A 14,826-nucleotide genomic window follows, 5' to 3' on the forward strand; every position below is an offset into this window, starting at 1 on the left:
GAACTACTGGTTCTGGTTCTCGCCGCGGTAGAACTCGAACACCCAGCCGAAGAGACCGACCAGGATGACCGGGGCGGAGAAGTACATCAGCCACCAGCCGAAGCAGATGCTCATGAAGGCGAGCGCGCCACCGACGGCCAGGGACAGCGGCTGCCAGCTGTGCGGGGCGAAGAAGCCCAGCTCACCGGCGTCGTCGGCGACGTCCGCGTTCTTGTCGTCCTGGGCACCGGCGTCCACCCGGCGCGCGGTGAACGCCAGGTAGTAGCCGACCATGACGCACAGGCCGAAGGCCATGAAGAGGGCGGTCGTACCGGCCGCCTCCTTCGCCCACATGCCATAGACGATCGCCATGGCGAGGATGAAGACGGAGAGCCAGATGAACATCCGGCCTTGGATCTTCACTTGCCGGCCTCCTTGCCACCCGCGAGGGCCTTGTCAGCGGCGAGGTTCTCCTCGATCTCCAGCGCCGCGATCTCCGGGTGGTGCAGGTCGAACGCCGGGGATTCGGAGCGGATGCGAGGCAGCGTGAGGAAGTTGTGCCGCGGCGGCGGGCAGGAGGTCGCCCACTCCAGCGAACGGCCGTAGCCCCACGGGTCGTCGACCTCGACCTTCTTGCCGTACTTGGCGGTCTTCCAGACGTTGTAGAAGAACGGCAGGATCGACAGGCCCAGCAGGAAGGAGCTGATGGTCGAGATGGTGTTCAGCGTGGTGAAGCCGTCGGCGGCGAGGTAGTCCGCGTAACGACGCGGCATGCCCTCGGCACCCAGCCAGTGCTGCACCAGGAACGTGCCGTGGAAGCCCACGAACAGCGTCCAGAAGGTGATCTTGCCCAGGCGCTCGTCCAGCATCTTGCCCGTGAACTTCGGCCACCAGAAGTGGAAGCCGGAGAACATCGCGAACACCACGGTGCCGAAGATGACGTAGTGGAAGTGCGCGACCACGAAGTACGAGTCGGAGACGTGGAAGTCCATCGGCGGCGAGGCCAGGATGACGCCGGTCAGACCACCGAAGGTGAAGGTGATCAGGAAGCCGACGGCCCACAGCATCGGGGTCTCGAAGGACAGCGAGCCCTTCCACATGGTGCCGATCCAGTTGAAGAACTTCACACCGGTCGGGACCGCGATCAGGAAGGTCATGAAGGAGAAGAACGGCAGCAGCACACCACCGGTGACGTACATGTGGTGCGCCCACACCGTCACCGACAGACCGGCGATCGAAATCGTCGCCGCGATCAGGCCCCAGTAACCGAACATCGGCTTCCGGGAGAACACCGGAATGACCTCGGAAATGATGCCGAAGAACGGCAGGGCGATGATGTACACCTCGGGGTGGCCGAAGAACCAGAAGAGGTGCTGCCACAGCAGCGCGCCGCCATTGGACGCGTCGAATACATGGGCGCCGAATTTACGGTCCGCCTCCAGGGCGAACAGCGCGGCGGCCAGCACCGGGAAGGCCAGCAGGACCAGGACACCGGTCAGCAGGACGTTCCAGGTGAAGATCGGCATGCGGAACATCGTCATGCCCGGGGCGCGCATGCAGATGATCGTGGTGATGAAGTTGACCGAACCGAGGATCGTGCCGAAGCCGGAGAAGGCCAGACCCATGATCCACATGTCGGCGCCGACGCCCGGCGAGCGGACCGCGTCCGACAGCGGGGAGTAGGCGAACCAGCCGAAGTCGGCCGCACCCTGCGGGGTGAGGAAGCCGGCCACCGCGATCAGCGAGCCGAAGAGGTAGAGCCAGTAGGCGAACATGTTCAGCCGCGGGAACGCCACGTCGGGCGCGCCGATCTGCAGCGGCATGATCCAGTTCGCGAATCCGGCGAACAGCGGCGTCGCGAACATCAGCAGCATGATCGTGCCGTGCATCGTGAACGCCTGGTTGAACTGCTCGTTCGACATGATCTGCGTGCCGGGACGGGCCAGCTCGGCGCGCATGAGGAGCGCCATCAGGCCGCCGATGCAGAAGAACGCGAACGACGTGACCAGGTAGAGCGTGCCGATCGTCTTGTGGTCAGTGGTGGTGAGCCACTTGATCACCTGACTGCCGGGCTGCTTCTGGCGTACGGGTGGTGCTGCCGTGGCTGTTGCGGCGGCGGCACCCTGGGGTTCGTTGAGGATGCTCACTTGTTCTTGGTCTCCGCGTTCTTCGCGTGATCCGTCATCGCGATACCCGCCGGCTGGTAACCGGTCTGGCCCTTGGCCGCCAGCTCCTTCAGGTGCGCCTGGTATCGCTCAGGAGAGACGATCTTGACGTTGAAGAGCATCCGCGAGTGGTCCTGACCGCAGAGCTCGGCGCACTTGCCCAGGTAGGTGCCCTCCTTCTTGGGGGTCACCGTGAAGCTGTTGGTGTGGCCCGGGATGACGTCCTGCTTCATCAGGAACGGCACCACCCAGAAGGAGTGGATGACGTCCCGCGACGTGAGGACGAACTGGACCGTCTCACCCTTGGGCAGCCACAGCGTGGGGCCGGGGTTGTTGGTCTGCGGGTTCCGGTCGCCCGGGACGCCGACCTCGTAGACGCCCTCGGCGCCCTGCGGTGCCTTGTTCAGGAACCGGTCCGGGATCGCGTCGAGCTCCTTGTTCTCACGGAGCGGCTTCGCCGGAGTGGCGGTGTTGCCGTCGACGTTCTCCATGTAGTTGAACGCCCAGCTCCACTGGAAGCCCACCACGTTGATGACGTGCTGCGGCTTCTCCGGGTTGGTCAGGAGCTTGTTCTCATCGCGCGCGGTGAAATAGAAGAGCACCGAGACGATGATGATCGGGACCACGGTGTACAGCGCCTCGATGGGCATGTTGTACCGGGTCTGGGTGGGAATCTCCACCTTGGACCTGCTGCGCCGGTGGAAGATGACGCTCCACAGGATCAGGCCCCACACCAGTACGCCCGTGGCGAGCGCTGCCGCCCACGAGCCCTGCCACAAGGAGAGGATCCGCGGCGCCTCTTCCGTGACGGGCGTTGGCATGCCGAGGCGGGGGAAGTCCTTCGATGTGCAACCGGTGGCGGTCGCCAGGACAGCGCCCGCGGCCAGCGCCTGCAGCAGCTTCCGCCGCACCGGGCGCCGCGACGAGCGGTCGGAGCCGTTGGGACTCACGTAGCGCCTTCCCGAGAGTCTCGCCCGTGCGGCCGGCTGCGGCCGTCTCGCTGGTCGGTCGCCGGCCCGCTGCGGGCAGGGGTTTGGATGTTTATGCGGACCAAACCCTACTGGACGCTATTTGGGGCCGCGCGGGGAGGGTGCCCAACGCGCCGGACCACTCCCCGAACCGGTGGAATATGGGGCTCCGGCGGCCATCTGGAGGACCGTCAGCGCCGTGTGCCGCCTGGTCACGGGGGTCGCGGCGGGGGTGGGGCCGCGACCGGCCCGGGCCGTCCCGGCACCGGGCGCGCGGCGGGAGTTAGCGTTCATACGTGCCCTACTTCGACGCGGCCTCCGCCGCTCCCCTGCACCCGGTCGCCCGCCAGGCGCTGCTGGCCGCCCTCGACGAGGGCTGGGCCGACCCGGCCCGGCTCTACCGGGAGGGCCGCCGGGCCCGGCTGCTGCTCGACGCCGCCCGCGAGGCCGCGGCCGAGGCGGTCGGCTGCCGCCCCGACGAGCTCGTGTTCACTCCTTCGGGGACACGCGCGCTGCACGACGGCATTGCCGGCGCGCTCGCCGGGCGCCGCCGGGTGGGCCGCCATCTGGTGGTCTCCGCCGTCGAACACTCCGCCGTGCTCCACTCGGCGGACGCCCTGCGCGCGGCGGGCGGCACCGTCACCGAGGTGGCGGTGGACCGCACCGGCCGCGTCGACGCGGCGGCGTACGCGCGGGAACTGCGGGAGGACACCGCCCTCGCGGTGCTGCAGTCCGCCAACCACGAGGTCGGCACCGAGCAGCCGGTGGCCGAGGTGGCCGAGGCCTGCCGGGCGGCGGGGGTGCCGCTGCTGGTGGACGCGGCCCAGTCGCTCGGCTGGGGCCCGGTGGCGCCGGGCTGGTCGCTGCTGACGGCCAGCGCGCACAAGTGGGGCGGCCCCTCGGGGGTGGGCCTGCTGGCCGTGCGCAAGGGGGTGCGGTTCGCCGCCCAGCACCCGGCGGACGAACGGGAGTCGGGCCGGTCCCCCGGCTTCCCCGACCTGCCCGCCGTGGTGGCGGCCGCGGCCTCGCTGCGGGCGGTGCGCGCGGAGGCGGCGGCCGAGGACGCCCGGCTGCGGGCGCTGGTGGAGCGCGTACGGTCCCGGGTGCCCGAGCTCGTGCCGGACGTGGAGGTCGTCGGCGACCCCGTGCGGCGGCTGCCGCACCTGGTCACCTTCTCCTGCCTCTACGTGGACGGCGAGACCCTGCTGCACGCCCTGGACCGCGAGGGCTTCTCGGTCTCCTCGGGCTCGTCGTGCACGTCCAGCACCCTGCGGCCGAGCCATGTGCTCCAGGCGATGGGGGTGCTGTCGGAGGGCAATGTGCGCCTGTCGCTGCCGCGCGGCACCTCCGAGGAGGACGTGGAGTCCTTCCTCGGCGTGCTGCCGGGCGTGGTCGCCTCGGTGCGCGAGGCGCTGGGCGCCCCGGCGGCGTCCGCCGCGGCCGCACCGGCCGGGGCCGAGGAGGAGGAGCTGGTCGTCGACTCGCTCGGCAAGCGGTGCCCGATCCCCGTGATCGAGCTGGCGAAGGTCATCGGGGACGTGCCGGTGGGCGGTCTGGTGACGGTCCTGTCCGACGACGAGGCGGCGCGCCTGGACATTCCGGCGTGGTGCGCGATGCGGGGGCAGGAGTACGTGGGCGAGCGCGCGGCGCCGGCCGGGGTCGCGTACACGGTGCGGCGCCGCGCCTGACGACGGAGGGGGGCGGTGGGTGCCCGCCCCCTCCCGCGCCGGGGATCAGGCCAGGTGGGCCTGGATCTCGGCGGCCGCCTCCTGGCCGTAGGCCTTGGTGAAGCGCTCCATGAAGTGCCCGCGGCGCAGCTCGTACTCCTGGGTGCCCAGCGTCTCGATGACGAGGGTGGCCAGCATGCAGCCCAGCTGCGCGGCGCGCGTCAGCGACAGGCCCCACGTCACGCCGGCCAGGAAGCCCGCGCGGAACGCGTCGCCCACGCCGGTCGGGTCGACCTTGGCCTCCTCCTCGGCGCAGCCGACCTCGATCGGCTGCTCGCCGGCGCGCTCGATGAGCACGCCGCGCGCGCCCAGCGTGGTGATGCGGGTGCCGACCTTGGAGAGGATCTCCTCGCCCGTCCAGCCCGTCTTGGACTCGATGAGCGCCTTCTCGTACTCGTTGGTGAACAGGTACGCGGCGCCCTCGATCAGCACGCGGATGTCGTCGCCGTCCATGCGGGCGAGCTGCTGGGAGGGGTCGGCCGCGAAGGGGATCGCGCGGGAGCGGCACTCCTCGGTGTGGCGGATCATCGCCTCGGGGTCGTCCGCGCCGATCAGCACCAGGTCCAGGCCGCCGACCCGGTCGGCCACCGGCTGCAGCTCGATCTGGCGGGCCTCGCTCATCGCGCCGGTGTAGAAGGACGCGATCTGGTTGTGGTCGCTGTCGGTGGTGCACACGAAGCGCGCGGTGTGCAGGACCTCGGAGATGTGCACCGAGGCGGTGTCGACGCCGTGCCGGTCCAGCCAGGCGCGGTAGTCCGCGAAGTCGGCGCCGGCGGCGCCGACGAGGACCGGGCGGAGGCCGAGCACGCCCATGCCGAAGCAGATGTTGGGGCCCACGCCGCCACGGCGCACGTCGAGCTCGTCGACCAGGAAGGAGAGGGAGACCGTGTGCAGCTGGTCGGCCACGAGCTGATCGGCGAAGCGGCCGGGGAAGGTCATCAGGTGGTCGGTGGCGATGGAGCCGGTGACAGCGATACGCACGACGGATCTGCTCCTGGTGGCGAGGCGATGATGAAGGAAAACAACAAGAAGAGCCACACCACGCTACCGGTTCCCCGGATATCCACCAGGTCCGGTTCCGGCCGGTCGGTGGGCAGATCTACCTAATAGTAGGTCTTACGCCGCGCGCACCGGCGTGCGTACGGTGCGGGTATGCCGAAGACTGTGAAGGACGTCACGCCCACAGATCCGGAATCGCTGGCCGATCTGCGCAGGGACTGCGCCCGGATGGCCCCGCACTGGACCGGCGCCCCGCCGGCCCCCTCCGCACCCGCCGCGCACACGCCCCTGTCGCTGATCCACGGGGTCCGGGTGCCCGACCGGTCGGCCCGGCTGCTGGACGGAATGTCGGAGTACGGCGACTGACGGCCCCGCACCGGACGACACACTGGAACCGCTCGCTCCTGCGCTCCGTCCAAGCGGTGTCCCCCTCTCGGGGGATGCGGCAGTACTGAAGTTTGAGCGGAGCGAAGGAGCGATGCGGTGAGCACCGAGGGCGGCACTCCGGGCGGTGGCCCCGACAAACGGCAGCGGAAGCACTCGCCGCTGGCGGTGGCATCGGTGGCGGCGGCGGTGCTGCTGGCCGGGGGCGGCGGCGCGTACTGGGCGTCCACCGCCGGGCACGGCGACGGCGGGGGCGCGCCGGGCGCGGCCGGCGGGAGCGGCAGGCCCGCACCGCTGGAGCTGGACGGCTACGGGACCCCGGGGGCCGGCGGCGGCGCCTCCCAGGGCATCGCGGTGGGCGAGCCCGACCCGCACGGCGTGCGCTACCGGGCCTCGGGCAGCCTGCCCGACGGCCCCCGGACGGCGCCCGTGCACCTGCCGGAGCGCGAGGTCTCCAGCGGCGAGGTGGCGGCCCTGGCCAAGGCCCTGGACGTGCGGGGCACTCCCCGGCTCGTCAAGGACACCTGGACGGTCGGCGGCGGGCCCGACGCGGCCGGCCCCACGCTGCAGGTGAGCCGGCAGGGGCCGGGCGACTGGGCGTACTCGAAGTACGGCGTGCCGGGCGGCACGACCTGCGCGCACCCGCCGGGCGCAGGCTCCGGGGAGCAGGGCTCCCAGGGCACCTCCCCCGGCCTGGACTCCCCGGCGCCGGCCTGCCCCTCCTTCCGTGACGGTGCGCCCGCCACGGACCCGGGGGCCGCGGGGCCGGTGTCGGAGGAGAAGGCGAAGAGCGTCGTCGCGCCGGTGTTCAAGGCCCTGGGGCAGGACGGCACGAAGGTGGGCGCGCGGGCGGTCTACGGGGCCGTGCGCACGGTCACCGCCGACCCGCGGGTCAACTCCACGCCCACCTACGGCTGGCAGACCAGCCTGCAGGTCGGGGCGGACGCGCAGGTGGTCGGCGGCAGCGGGCGGCTGCAGCTGCCGAAGAAGGGCGCGGCGTACCCGCTGCTCACGGCGCGGCAGGCGATGGAGGAGCTGAACCGGGGAGCGGGCACCGGCCGGGTGGCCGTCGGGGGCTGCGCGACGGCGGTTCCGTTCCGGGACGGGGACGGGGGCGGCGACGCGCCCTGCGAGGGGAAGCGCGACGCACGGGAGCCGGTGGCCGTGACCGGCGCGGTCTTCGGCCTGTCGGCGCAGTCGGTCTCCGGGCGGCAGGCGCTGGTGCCGTCGTGGCTGTTCACGGCGAAGATGCCGGGCGCGGACGACAAGGCGGAGGCGGTCACGATCGCGCAGCCGGCGATCGACCCGAAGTTCATCGCGAAGACGCCCCCGTTCCGGTCCGGCGGCCCGTCGGGCTCCGCGTCGGCGACGTCGGGCCCGGTGCGGGTGGACGCGTACACCGTGGAGGAGGGCGGCAGGAAGCTGGTCCTGCACTTCTGGGGCGGGGTCTGCAGCACCTACGCGGCGTCCGCCGAGCAGTCCTCGTCGGCGGTGACGGTCAAGGTCACCGGCACCGAGAAGGAGCCGGGCCGGGCCTGCGTGCTGATCGCCAAGCGCATGGAGACGACGGTGACGCTGGAGGAGCCGCTGGGCGACCGCAAGGTCGTGGACCTGAGCAGCGGCGAGAGCGTGCGGGAGCGGCAGGGCAAGTAGCCGGGCGTGCGAAAGGGGCGGCACCTCGGGGTGCCGCCCCTTTTCCGTCGGCCTTTTCGCGGCCGGTGCGGTCCGCTTTAGCTGAACGAGTCGCCGCAGGCGCAGGAGCCGGTGGCGTTGGGGTTGTCGATCGTGAAGCCCTGCTTCTCGATGGTGTCGACGAAGTCGATCGAGGCGCCGTGCAGGTACGGGGCGCTCATGCGGTCGGTGACGACCTTGACGCCGTCGAAGTCCTTGACGACGTCGCCGTCGAGGGCGCGCTCGTCGAAGAAGAGCTGGTAGCGCAGGCCGGAGCAGCCACCGGGCTGGACGGCGACGCGCAGCGCGAGGTCCTCACGGCCTTCCTGCTCCAGCAGGCTCTTGACCTTGGCGGCCGCGGCGTCGGACAGGAGGATGCCGTCGCTCACAGTGGTCTTCTCGTCCTGTACGGACATCTGCTTCACTCCCGGGTCTTGGTGCGGACTGCTTGCCTGTGGCAGCAACCGCCGGCGTCCCGGATTCATTCCGGGCCTGGACTCTGACTTCCGCTTTTCATGCTCGCACACCGCTCGGCGGATCGGGAATGTGTCACATCGACGCGATCATCATCGTCAAACTGACGTGAAGGGGTTATGATAGATAGCGTCAAATTGACGACAAGGCCCGACCGGCCGTCCGCAGAACAGAAAGGGTGCGTGTCGTGACCACCGCCCAGCCCTTGGATGTCCAGCCCACCCCCCTCGCCCTCCTGCTGCTCGGCCGCGAGTCCGACCCCCGCAGCGAGCGCGGCGTGGAGTGCCCCGGCGACCTGCCGGCGCCGTCCGACCCGGACCTGGTGGAGCGTGCGCGCGCGGCCAAGGCGAAGCTCGGGGACAAGGTCTTCGTCCTCGGCCACCACTACCAGCGCGACGAGGTCATCGAGTTCGCGGACGTCACCGGCGACTCCTTCAAGCTCGCACGCGACGCCGCCGCCCGGCCGGACGCCGAGTACATCGTCTTCTGCGGCGTGCACTTCATGGCCGAGTCCGCGGACATCCTGACCTCGGCGGACCAGCAGGTCGTCCTGCCCGACCTGGCCGCCGGCTGCTCGATGGCCGACATGGCCACCGCCGAGCAGGTCGCCGAGTGCTGGGACGTGCTGACCGAGGCCGGCATAGCCGACGTGACCGTCCCCGTCTCGTACATGAACTCCTCGGCGGACATCAAGGCCTTCACCGGCAAGCACGGCGGCACCATCTGCACCTCCTCCAACGCCGAGCGGGCGCTGAACTGGGCCTTCGAGCAGGGCGAGAAGGTCCTCTTCCTGCCCGACCAGCACCTGGGCCGCAACACCGCCGTCCGCGACATGGGCATGTCGCTGGAGGACTGCGTCGTCTACAACCCGCACAAGCCGAACGGCGGCCTGACCGCCGAGGAGCTGCGCGGCGCGAAGATGATCCTGTGGCGCGGGCACTGCTCCGTGCACGGCCGCTTCTCCCTCGACTCGGTCAACGACGTGCGCGAGCGCATCCCGGGCGTCAACGTCCTGGTGCACCCCGAGTGCCGGCACGAGGTCGTCGCGGCGGCCGACTACGTCGGCTCGACGGAGTACATCATCAAGACCCTCGAGGCCGCCCCGGCCGGCTCCAAGTGGGCCATCGGCACCGAGCTGAACCTGGTGCGCCGCCTGGCGAACCGATTCGCCGACGAGGGCAAGGAGATCGTCTTCCTCGACAAGACGGTCTGCTTCTGCTCGACCATGAACCGCATCGACCTGCCGCACCTGGTCTGGGCGCTCGAGTCCCTGGCGGCCGGCAAGGTCGTCAACCGCATCGAGGTCGACCCCGAGGTCGCGAGCTTCTCGAAGCTGGCCCTGGAGCGGATGCTGGCGCTTCCGTAGCCCGCAGCCCGCAGCCGTCGTGAACGACGCCGGCCGGACCGCCCCGAGCGGCCCGGCCGGCGTCGCGCGTCGTGGGGGCCGTCAGTCCGTTCTCGGCCGCACCAGCCCCGACTCGTAGGCGATCACCACCAGCTGCGCCCGGTCCCGGGCGCCCAGCTTGGCCATGGCGCGGTTGACGTGCGTCTTCACCGTCAGCGGGCTGACCGTCAGGCGCTCGCCGATCTCGTCGTTCGACAGCCCGCCCGCCACGTGCACCAGCACCTCGCGCTCCCGGCCCGTGAGGGTGTCGATCCGGACGGCTGCGGCGCCCGCCGGGCGGTCGGCGGGATCCCCCTGGGCCAGGAACTTCGCGATCAGCCCCTTGGTCGCCGCGGGCGACAGCAGCGCCTCGCCCGCCGCCGTGACCCGGATCGCGGCCAGCAGCTCCTCCGGCTCCGCCCCCTTGCCCAGGAAGCCCGAGGCTCCGGCCCGCAGCGACTGCACCACGTACTCGTCGACCTCGAACGTCGTCAGCATCAGCACCCGCACCGCCGCCAGCGCCGGGTCCGAGCAGATCGCCCGCGTCGCGGAGAGGCCGTCCGTCCCGGGCATCCGGATGTCCATCAGCACCACGTCCGGTACGTGCACCCGGGCCAGCTCCAGGGCCTGCGCCCCGTCCGCGGCCTCGCCCACCACCCGCATGTCCGGCTCCGAGTCCACCAGCACCTTGAACGCGCTGCGCAGCAGCGCCTGGTCGTCGGCCAGGACGACGGTGATCGGCTCAGTCATGCGTCAAACCCTAGGGGCCGCGCATCACCCGTACGGGCCTGCAGCGGCAGCACCGCCCGCACCCGGAAGCCGGACGCGTCCCCGCCGCGCGGGCCCGCCTCGCAGCTGCCGCCCAGCGCGGTGGCGCGCTCGCGCATGCCGATCAGGCCGTGGCCGCCGCCGGACGACTCGCCCGTGGCGCCGCCCTCCGGGGGCCGGCCGGGCCCGTCGCCGCCGTCGTCCAGGACGGTCAGGTGCAGGCTGTCCGCGCTGCGCAGCAGGGCAACCTCCGCGCGGGCGCTGCGGCCCGCGTGCTTGTGCACATTGGTCAGCGCCTCCTGCAGCACCCGGTAGGCGGTCAGGTCGACCGCCCCGGGCAGCGGCCCCAGGACGGCCGCCGCCCCGGCGGCGCCCGTCGCGGTGCCCGAGGCCTCCGGCAGGGTGGAGGCGGCCGCGACCTCCACATGCAGGCCCACCCGGGCGAAGCCGTCGACGAGCTGGTCGAGGACGCCGAGGCCCGGGGCCGGCTCGGTGGGGGCCTCCGGGTCGCCGTACTGGCGCAGCAGGCCCACGGTCGCGCGCAGCTCCTCCAGTGCCGAGCGGCCGGCCTCGCGGACGTGGGCGAGGGCCTGTTTGGCCTGCTCGGGGCGGCTGTCCATGATGTGCGAGGCGACCCCGGCCTGGACGTTGACCAGGGCGATGTGGTGGGCGACGACGTCGTGCAGCTCGCGGGCGATGCGCAGCCGTTCCTCGGCGACGCGGCGGCGGGCCTCCTCCTCGCGGGTGCGTTCGGCCCGCACCGCCCGTTCCTCGATGGCGGCGACGAAGGCCCGCCGGCTGCGGACGGCGTCGCCCGCCGCGCCCGCCATGCCGGTCCAGGCGAAGAGGCCCACGTTCTCCTGGGCGTACCAGGGCGGCGGGCCGAAGAGCATCACGGCGGCGGTGAGGACGGCGACGGTCACGGCGACGATGCGCCAGGCGGTGGGCCGCTCGGTGCGGGCGGCGACGGTGTAGAGGGCGACCGCGGTGGCGGTGGCGACCTGGGTGCGCGGGGGCCCGCCGTCGTGGGCGGTCACGGTCGCGGCGACCGTCAGCGCGGCGGTCAGGGCCAGCACCGCGCGCGGCATCCGGCGGCGCAGCGCGAGCGACGCGCAGGCCGCCGTGGCCAGCAGGGCGAAGGCGGCGCCGGGCGGGTGCCCGGCGGTGCGCGGGCCGAGGTAGGCGCCGACGAGGACGAGGCCGAGGACGAAGGCGGCCAGCAGGGTGTCGGCGGCCAGGGGATGGGCGCGCAGCCAGCGGTGCGGGCGGGCGAGGCCCGTGGCGGCGAGGGAGGTCATCGCGGTACCGATCGGGGGCGGGCCGGCGGCGGAGTGTGCGGCGGCGCCGCGCCCCCGCCCGGGCGGGGCGGGGGCGCGGCGGGAGCCGGAGCGGTGCTGGGCTGTGGGCTGGGCTGTGCGGAGCCTGGGGTCAGCCGGGGATGAGGCCGTCGTCGCTGAGCATCTCGCGGACGTCGGCCAGGGAGGAGTCGGGCGCGGGCAGGATCAGTTCGGAGGGTTCGAGCGCGTCGTCGGGCAGCGGCGTGCCCAGGCGGCGGACGGCGTCGAGCAGCGCGGCAAGCGTGCGCCGGAAGCCGTCCTCGTCGCCGCTCTCCACCTCCTCGAGCAGCTCGTCGTCCAGCTTGTTGAGCTCGGTGAAGTGGCTGTCGGCCAGCTTCACCTGACCCTCCCCCATGATCCGTACGATCATGACGGTCTCCCTTGCGTAGGGCGAGTGAGATGCCTGCGAGCCGAGTCTGTCAGTTCTCGTCCGGGTCGGCTCGCGCTCACCGGCCCGTGCCCGTCAGCTCTTGTCGAAGCGCGGCTGGTCCTGGGGCCGGTTCTGGTGCGCCTGACCGGCGGCGCCGCCCTCGATCGCCTGCTGCTGACCGCCGCTGCCGCCCGCCAGCTCGGCCTTCATCCGCTGGAGCTCCAGCTCCACGTCCGAACCGCCGGAGATGCGGTCCAGCTCGGCGGTGAGGTCGTCCTTGGCCATGCCGGTCGGGTCGTCGAGCGCGCCCGAGGCGAGCAGCTCGTCGATGGCGCCGGCGCGGGCCTGCAGCTGGGCCGTCTTGTCCTCGGCGCGCTGGATGGCCATGCCGACGTCGCCCATCTCCTCGGAGATGCCGGAGAAGGCCTCGCCGATGCGGGTCTGGGCCTGGGCGGCGGTGTAGGTGGCCTTGATGGTCTCCTTCTTCGTGCGGAAGGCGTCGACCTTGGCCTGCAGGCGCTGGGAGGCGAGCGTGAGCTTCTCCTCCTCGCCCTGGAGGGTCTGGTGCTGCGTCTCGAGGTCGCTGACCTGCTGCTGCAGGGCGGCCCGGCGGGTCAGCGCCTCGCGCGCCAGGTCCTCCCGGCCCAGCGCGAGCGCCTTGCGGCCCTGCTCCTCGAGCTTGGCCGACTGGCCCTGCAGCTGGTTGAGCTGGAGCTCCAGGCGCTTGCGGGACGTCGCCACGTCGGCGACGCCGCGGCGCACCTTCTGCAGGAGCTCGAGCTGCTTCTGGTACGAGTAGTCGAGGGTCTCGCGGGGATCCTCGGCCCGGTCCAGGGCCTTGTTGGCCTTTGCGCGGAAGATCATTCCCATCCGCTTCATGACACCGCTCATGGGCCTCGCGCGCCCCCTTCTGACCGAACTGATCGGGCTTAGGCTCCAGCACATCCTTCAGAACCCACAGTACGGGCCCTGCTTCCATTACCGCACTGTTCGGCCGCGGATGGGCTCCTCCTGCAGGACGATCAGCGCCTCGTACCCTCCGGCGCGAGGAGTAGGGGGACGGGGCGGCGCGGTGACCGCCGCACTCCGTTGCCGGATCGTGCCCGAACGGGCGGCCCGGACCCCGTACCCTTGGGTTCTGTGTTCCGAAGCCGTTCGAAAGCGCAGGCCGCGACCCCCGAGGTGACCGCGGACCAGCCCAAGAAGCCCCGTGATCCGCAGGCCCCCAAGGGCCGCCCCACCCCCAAGCGGAGCGAGGCCTCCGCACAGCGCCGCTCCCTGGCGAGCACTCCCGGCAACCGCAAGGAGGCCGCCAAGCGCCAGCGCGAGGCGCGCCGCGCGGACCTGGCCAAGCAGCGCGAGGCGCTGGCGAGCGGGGACGAGCGGTATCTGCCGGCCCGCGACAAGGGCCCGGTGCGGTCCTTCGCCCGCGACTTCGTGGACGCGCGGTACTCGGTGGCGGAGTTCTTCCTGCCGCTGGCCGTGCTGATCCTCATCCTGAGCATGATCAACCGCGGTGCCTTCCAGAGCTACGTGCTGATGGCGTGGCTCGTGGTGATCCTGCTGATCGTCATCAACTCGGTGATCACCGCTCTCACCCTCAAGCGTGCCCTCAAGCAGCGCTTCCCGGACGAGAACACCCGCGGCGCCGTCCCGTACGCCCTGATGCGCACGCTGCAGATGCGCCGCCTGCGCCTGCCCAAGCCGAAGGTCAAGCGCGGGGCGAAGCCCTGAGCGCCCTCGCGCCCGGCTTCGGCGGTGGCGCGTGGGGGTGGCTCGAGGGGCTCGGGGGGCTGCGGAACATCGTTCGCCAGGAGCTGGTCGCCCGCCAGACGGACGAACAGATAGCCGCCCGTTTCCCGGTCGGCCGGCGGCTGCGGGTGCTCGACGTCGGCCCCGGCCAGGGCACCCAGGCACTGCGCCTGGCCCGGGCCGGGCACGAGGTGACGGGCCTGGAGCCGGATCCGCGGATGGTCGAGGCGCTGCGCCTGGCGCTGTCCGCCGAACCCGCCGGCATCCGGGAGCGCGTGCGCATCGTGGAGGGCGACGGCCGGGACACCGGCGCGCACTTCCTCCCCGGCACCTTCGACGTCGTGCTGTGCCACGGCGTGCTGATGTACGTGTCCGAGCCGGATCCGCTGCTCGCGGGCCTGGCCCGGGTGCTCGCCCCGGGCGGGGTGCTGTCGCTGCTGGTGCGCAACGCCGACGCCCTGGCGATGCGGCCGGGCCTGTCGGGTGACTGGGACACCGCGCTGGCGGCCTTCGACTCCCCCGCCTACACCAACCGCATCGGCGTCGAGGCCCGCGCGGACCGGCTGGAGGCGCTGACGGCGACGCTCGCCGGGATCGGCGCTCCGCTGCAGGCCTGGTACGGCGTGCGGGTCTTCACCGACCTGGCCCCCGACGGGGCCCCGCCGCCCTCCGGCGCCGAGCTGGAGCGCCTGCTGGCCGCCGAGGACCGGGCCGGGCGCACCGACCCGTACCGCGCGGTGGCGGCGCTGCTGCACCTGTGCGGCGTGCGCGGCGGACAGTAGCGCGGCGGGCAGCAGAGAAGAACGGACGAACGTGCGAAGACCGCCGGCCGGGCCCCGGAAAGGGGC

General features: G+C 72.1%; 15 protein-coding genes. 6 read left to right on the top strand and 9 right to left on the bottom strand.

What is annotated here, in order from left to right:
- Positions 1-3: 3 nt before the first annotated feature.
- From IE295_RS23455 to ctaC, 3 genes are read right to left on the bottom strand one after another with little or no spacing between them, the layout of a single operon-like run.
- Entirely contained in the window at positions 4-402 is a 399-nt protein-coding gene (locus IE295_RS23455; protein WP_086573983.1) for a cytochrome c oxidase subunit 4, read from the bottom strand.
- The gene (ctaD, locus tag IE295_RS23460; RefSeq protein WP_086573981.1) at positions 399-2,126 is read right to left on the bottom strand and encodes an aa3-type cytochrome oxidase subunit I; all 1,728 of its coding nucleotides are present in this window, start codon (positions 2,124-2,126) and stop codon (positions 399-401) included. Before ctaD ends, IE295_RS23455 begins: the two co-directional genes overlap by 4 nt.
- Positions 2,123-3,094, bottom strand: a complete 972-nt coding sequence (gene ctaC, locus IE295_RS23465; RefSeq protein ID WP_190065697.1) for an aa3-type cytochrome oxidase subunit II — start codon at positions 3,092-3,094, stop codon at positions 2,123-2,125. The genes ctaD and ctaC overlap by 4 nt, the downstream gene beginning before the upstream one ends.
- Positions 3,095-3,408: 314 nt before the next feature.
- Between ctaC and IE295_RS23470 the strand changes: the two genes are divergently transcribed.
- Positions 3,409-4,800 (top strand): cysteine desulfurase/sulfurtransferase TusA family protein, encoded by a 1,392-nt coding sequence (locus IE295_RS23470; RefSeq protein ID WP_190065698.1) that lies wholly within the window; start codon positions 3,409-3,411, stop codon positions 4,798-4,800.
- Positions 4,801-4,845: 45 nt separating this feature from the next.
- Here the strand turns inward: IE295_RS23470 and IE295_RS23475 are convergent, their stop codons facing one another.
- The gene (locus IE295_RS23475; protein WP_190065699.1) at positions 4,846-5,820 is read right to left on the bottom strand and encodes a carbohydrate kinase family protein; all 975 of its coding nucleotides are present in this window, start codon (positions 5,818-5,820) and stop codon (positions 4,846-4,848) included.
- Positions 5,821-5,991: 171 nt separating this feature from the next.
- On the opposite strand from IE295_RS23475, the gene IE295_RS23480 reads away from it, so the two are divergent.
- Positions 5,992-6,204 carry a hypothetical protein gene (locus tag IE295_RS23480; protein ID WP_190065700.1) on the top strand — a complete coding sequence of 71 codons (213 nt, stop codon included), beginning with the start codon at positions 5,992-5,994 and terminating at the stop codon, positions 6,202-6,204.
- 117 nt (positions 6,205-6,321) lie between these two features.
- Positions 6,322-7,875, top strand: a complete 1,554-nt coding sequence (locus IE295_RS23485; RefSeq protein ID WP_190065701.1) for a hypothetical protein — start codon at positions 6,322-6,324, stop codon at positions 7,873-7,875.
- A 77-nt stretch (positions 7,876-7,952) separates the two neighbouring features.
- Here the strand turns inward: IE295_RS23485 and erpA are convergent, their stop codons facing one another.
- The gene (erpA, locus tag IE295_RS23490; protein ID WP_190065702.1) at positions 7,953-8,309 is read right to left on the bottom strand and encodes an iron-sulfur cluster insertion protein ErpA; all 357 of its coding nucleotides are present in this window, start codon (positions 8,307-8,309) and stop codon (positions 7,953-7,955) included.
- 236 nt (positions 8,310-8,545) lie between these two features.
- On the opposite strand from erpA, the gene nadA reads away from it, so the two are divergent.
- Positions 8,546-9,733 (top strand): quinolinate synthase NadA, encoded by a 1,188-nt coding sequence (gene nadA / locus IE295_RS23495; RefSeq protein ID WP_505016463.1) that lies wholly within the window; start codon positions 8,546-8,548, stop codon positions 9,731-9,733.
- Positions 9,734-9,814: 81 nt separating this feature from the next.
- Here nadA and IE295_RS23500 read toward each other — a convergent pair whose 3' ends face one another.
- The 4 genes from IE295_RS23500 to IE295_RS23515 all read right to left on the bottom strand — a co-directional run bounded on the left by IE295_RS23500 (position 9,815) and on the right by IE295_RS23515 (position 13,117).
- Complete coding sequence (locus tag IE295_RS23500; RefSeq protein ID WP_190065704.1) at positions 9,815-10,501, bottom strand: response regulator; 687 nt, start codon at positions 10,499-10,501, stop codon at positions 9,815-9,817.
- Positions 10,498-11,817, bottom strand: a complete 1,320-nt coding sequence (locus tag IE295_RS23505) for a sensor histidine kinase (protein ID WP_190065705.1) — start codon at positions 11,815-11,817, stop codon at positions 10,498-10,500. Before IE295_RS23505 ends, IE295_RS23500 begins: the two co-directional genes overlap by 4 nt.
- A 130-nt stretch (positions 11,818-11,947) precedes the next feature.
- On the bottom strand, positions 11,948-12,226 hold the full coding sequence (gene pspAA, locus IE295_RS23510; protein WP_190065706.1) for a PspA-associated protein PspAA: 279 nt from the start codon (positions 12,224-12,226) through the stop codon (positions 11,948-11,950).
- A gap of 93 nt (positions 12,227-12,319) precedes the next feature.
- Positions 12,320-13,117 carry a PspA/IM30 family protein gene (locus tag IE295_RS23515; protein WP_190065707.1) on the bottom strand — a complete coding sequence of 266 codons (798 nt, stop codon included), beginning with the start codon at positions 13,115-13,117 and terminating at the stop codon, positions 12,320-12,322.
- A 249-nt stretch (positions 13,118-13,366) separates the two neighbouring features.
- On the opposite strand from IE295_RS23515, the gene IE295_RS23520 reads away from it, so the two are divergent.
- Both IE295_RS23520 and IE295_RS23525 read left to right on the top strand, forming a co-directional pair.
- On the top strand, positions 13,367-13,960 hold the full coding sequence (locus IE295_RS23520) for a DUF3043 domain-containing protein (RefSeq protein ID WP_190065708.1): 594 nt from the start codon (positions 13,367-13,369) through the stop codon (positions 13,958-13,960).
- Between the two features lie 83 nt (positions 13,961-14,043).
- Positions 14,044-14,760 carry a class I SAM-dependent methyltransferase gene (locus IE295_RS23525; RefSeq protein WP_190065735.1) on the top strand — a complete coding sequence of 239 codons (717 nt, stop codon included), beginning with the start codon at positions 14,044-14,046 and terminating at the stop codon, positions 14,758-14,760.
- Positions 14,761-14,826: the final 66 nt, after the last annotated feature.

Origin of the sequence: Streptomyces griseocarneus (genome assembly GCF_014655595.1) — a bacterium.
Taxonomy (GTDB): Bacteria; Actinomycetota; Actinomycetes; order Streptomycetales; family Streptomycetaceae; genus Streptomyces; species Streptomyces griseocarneus.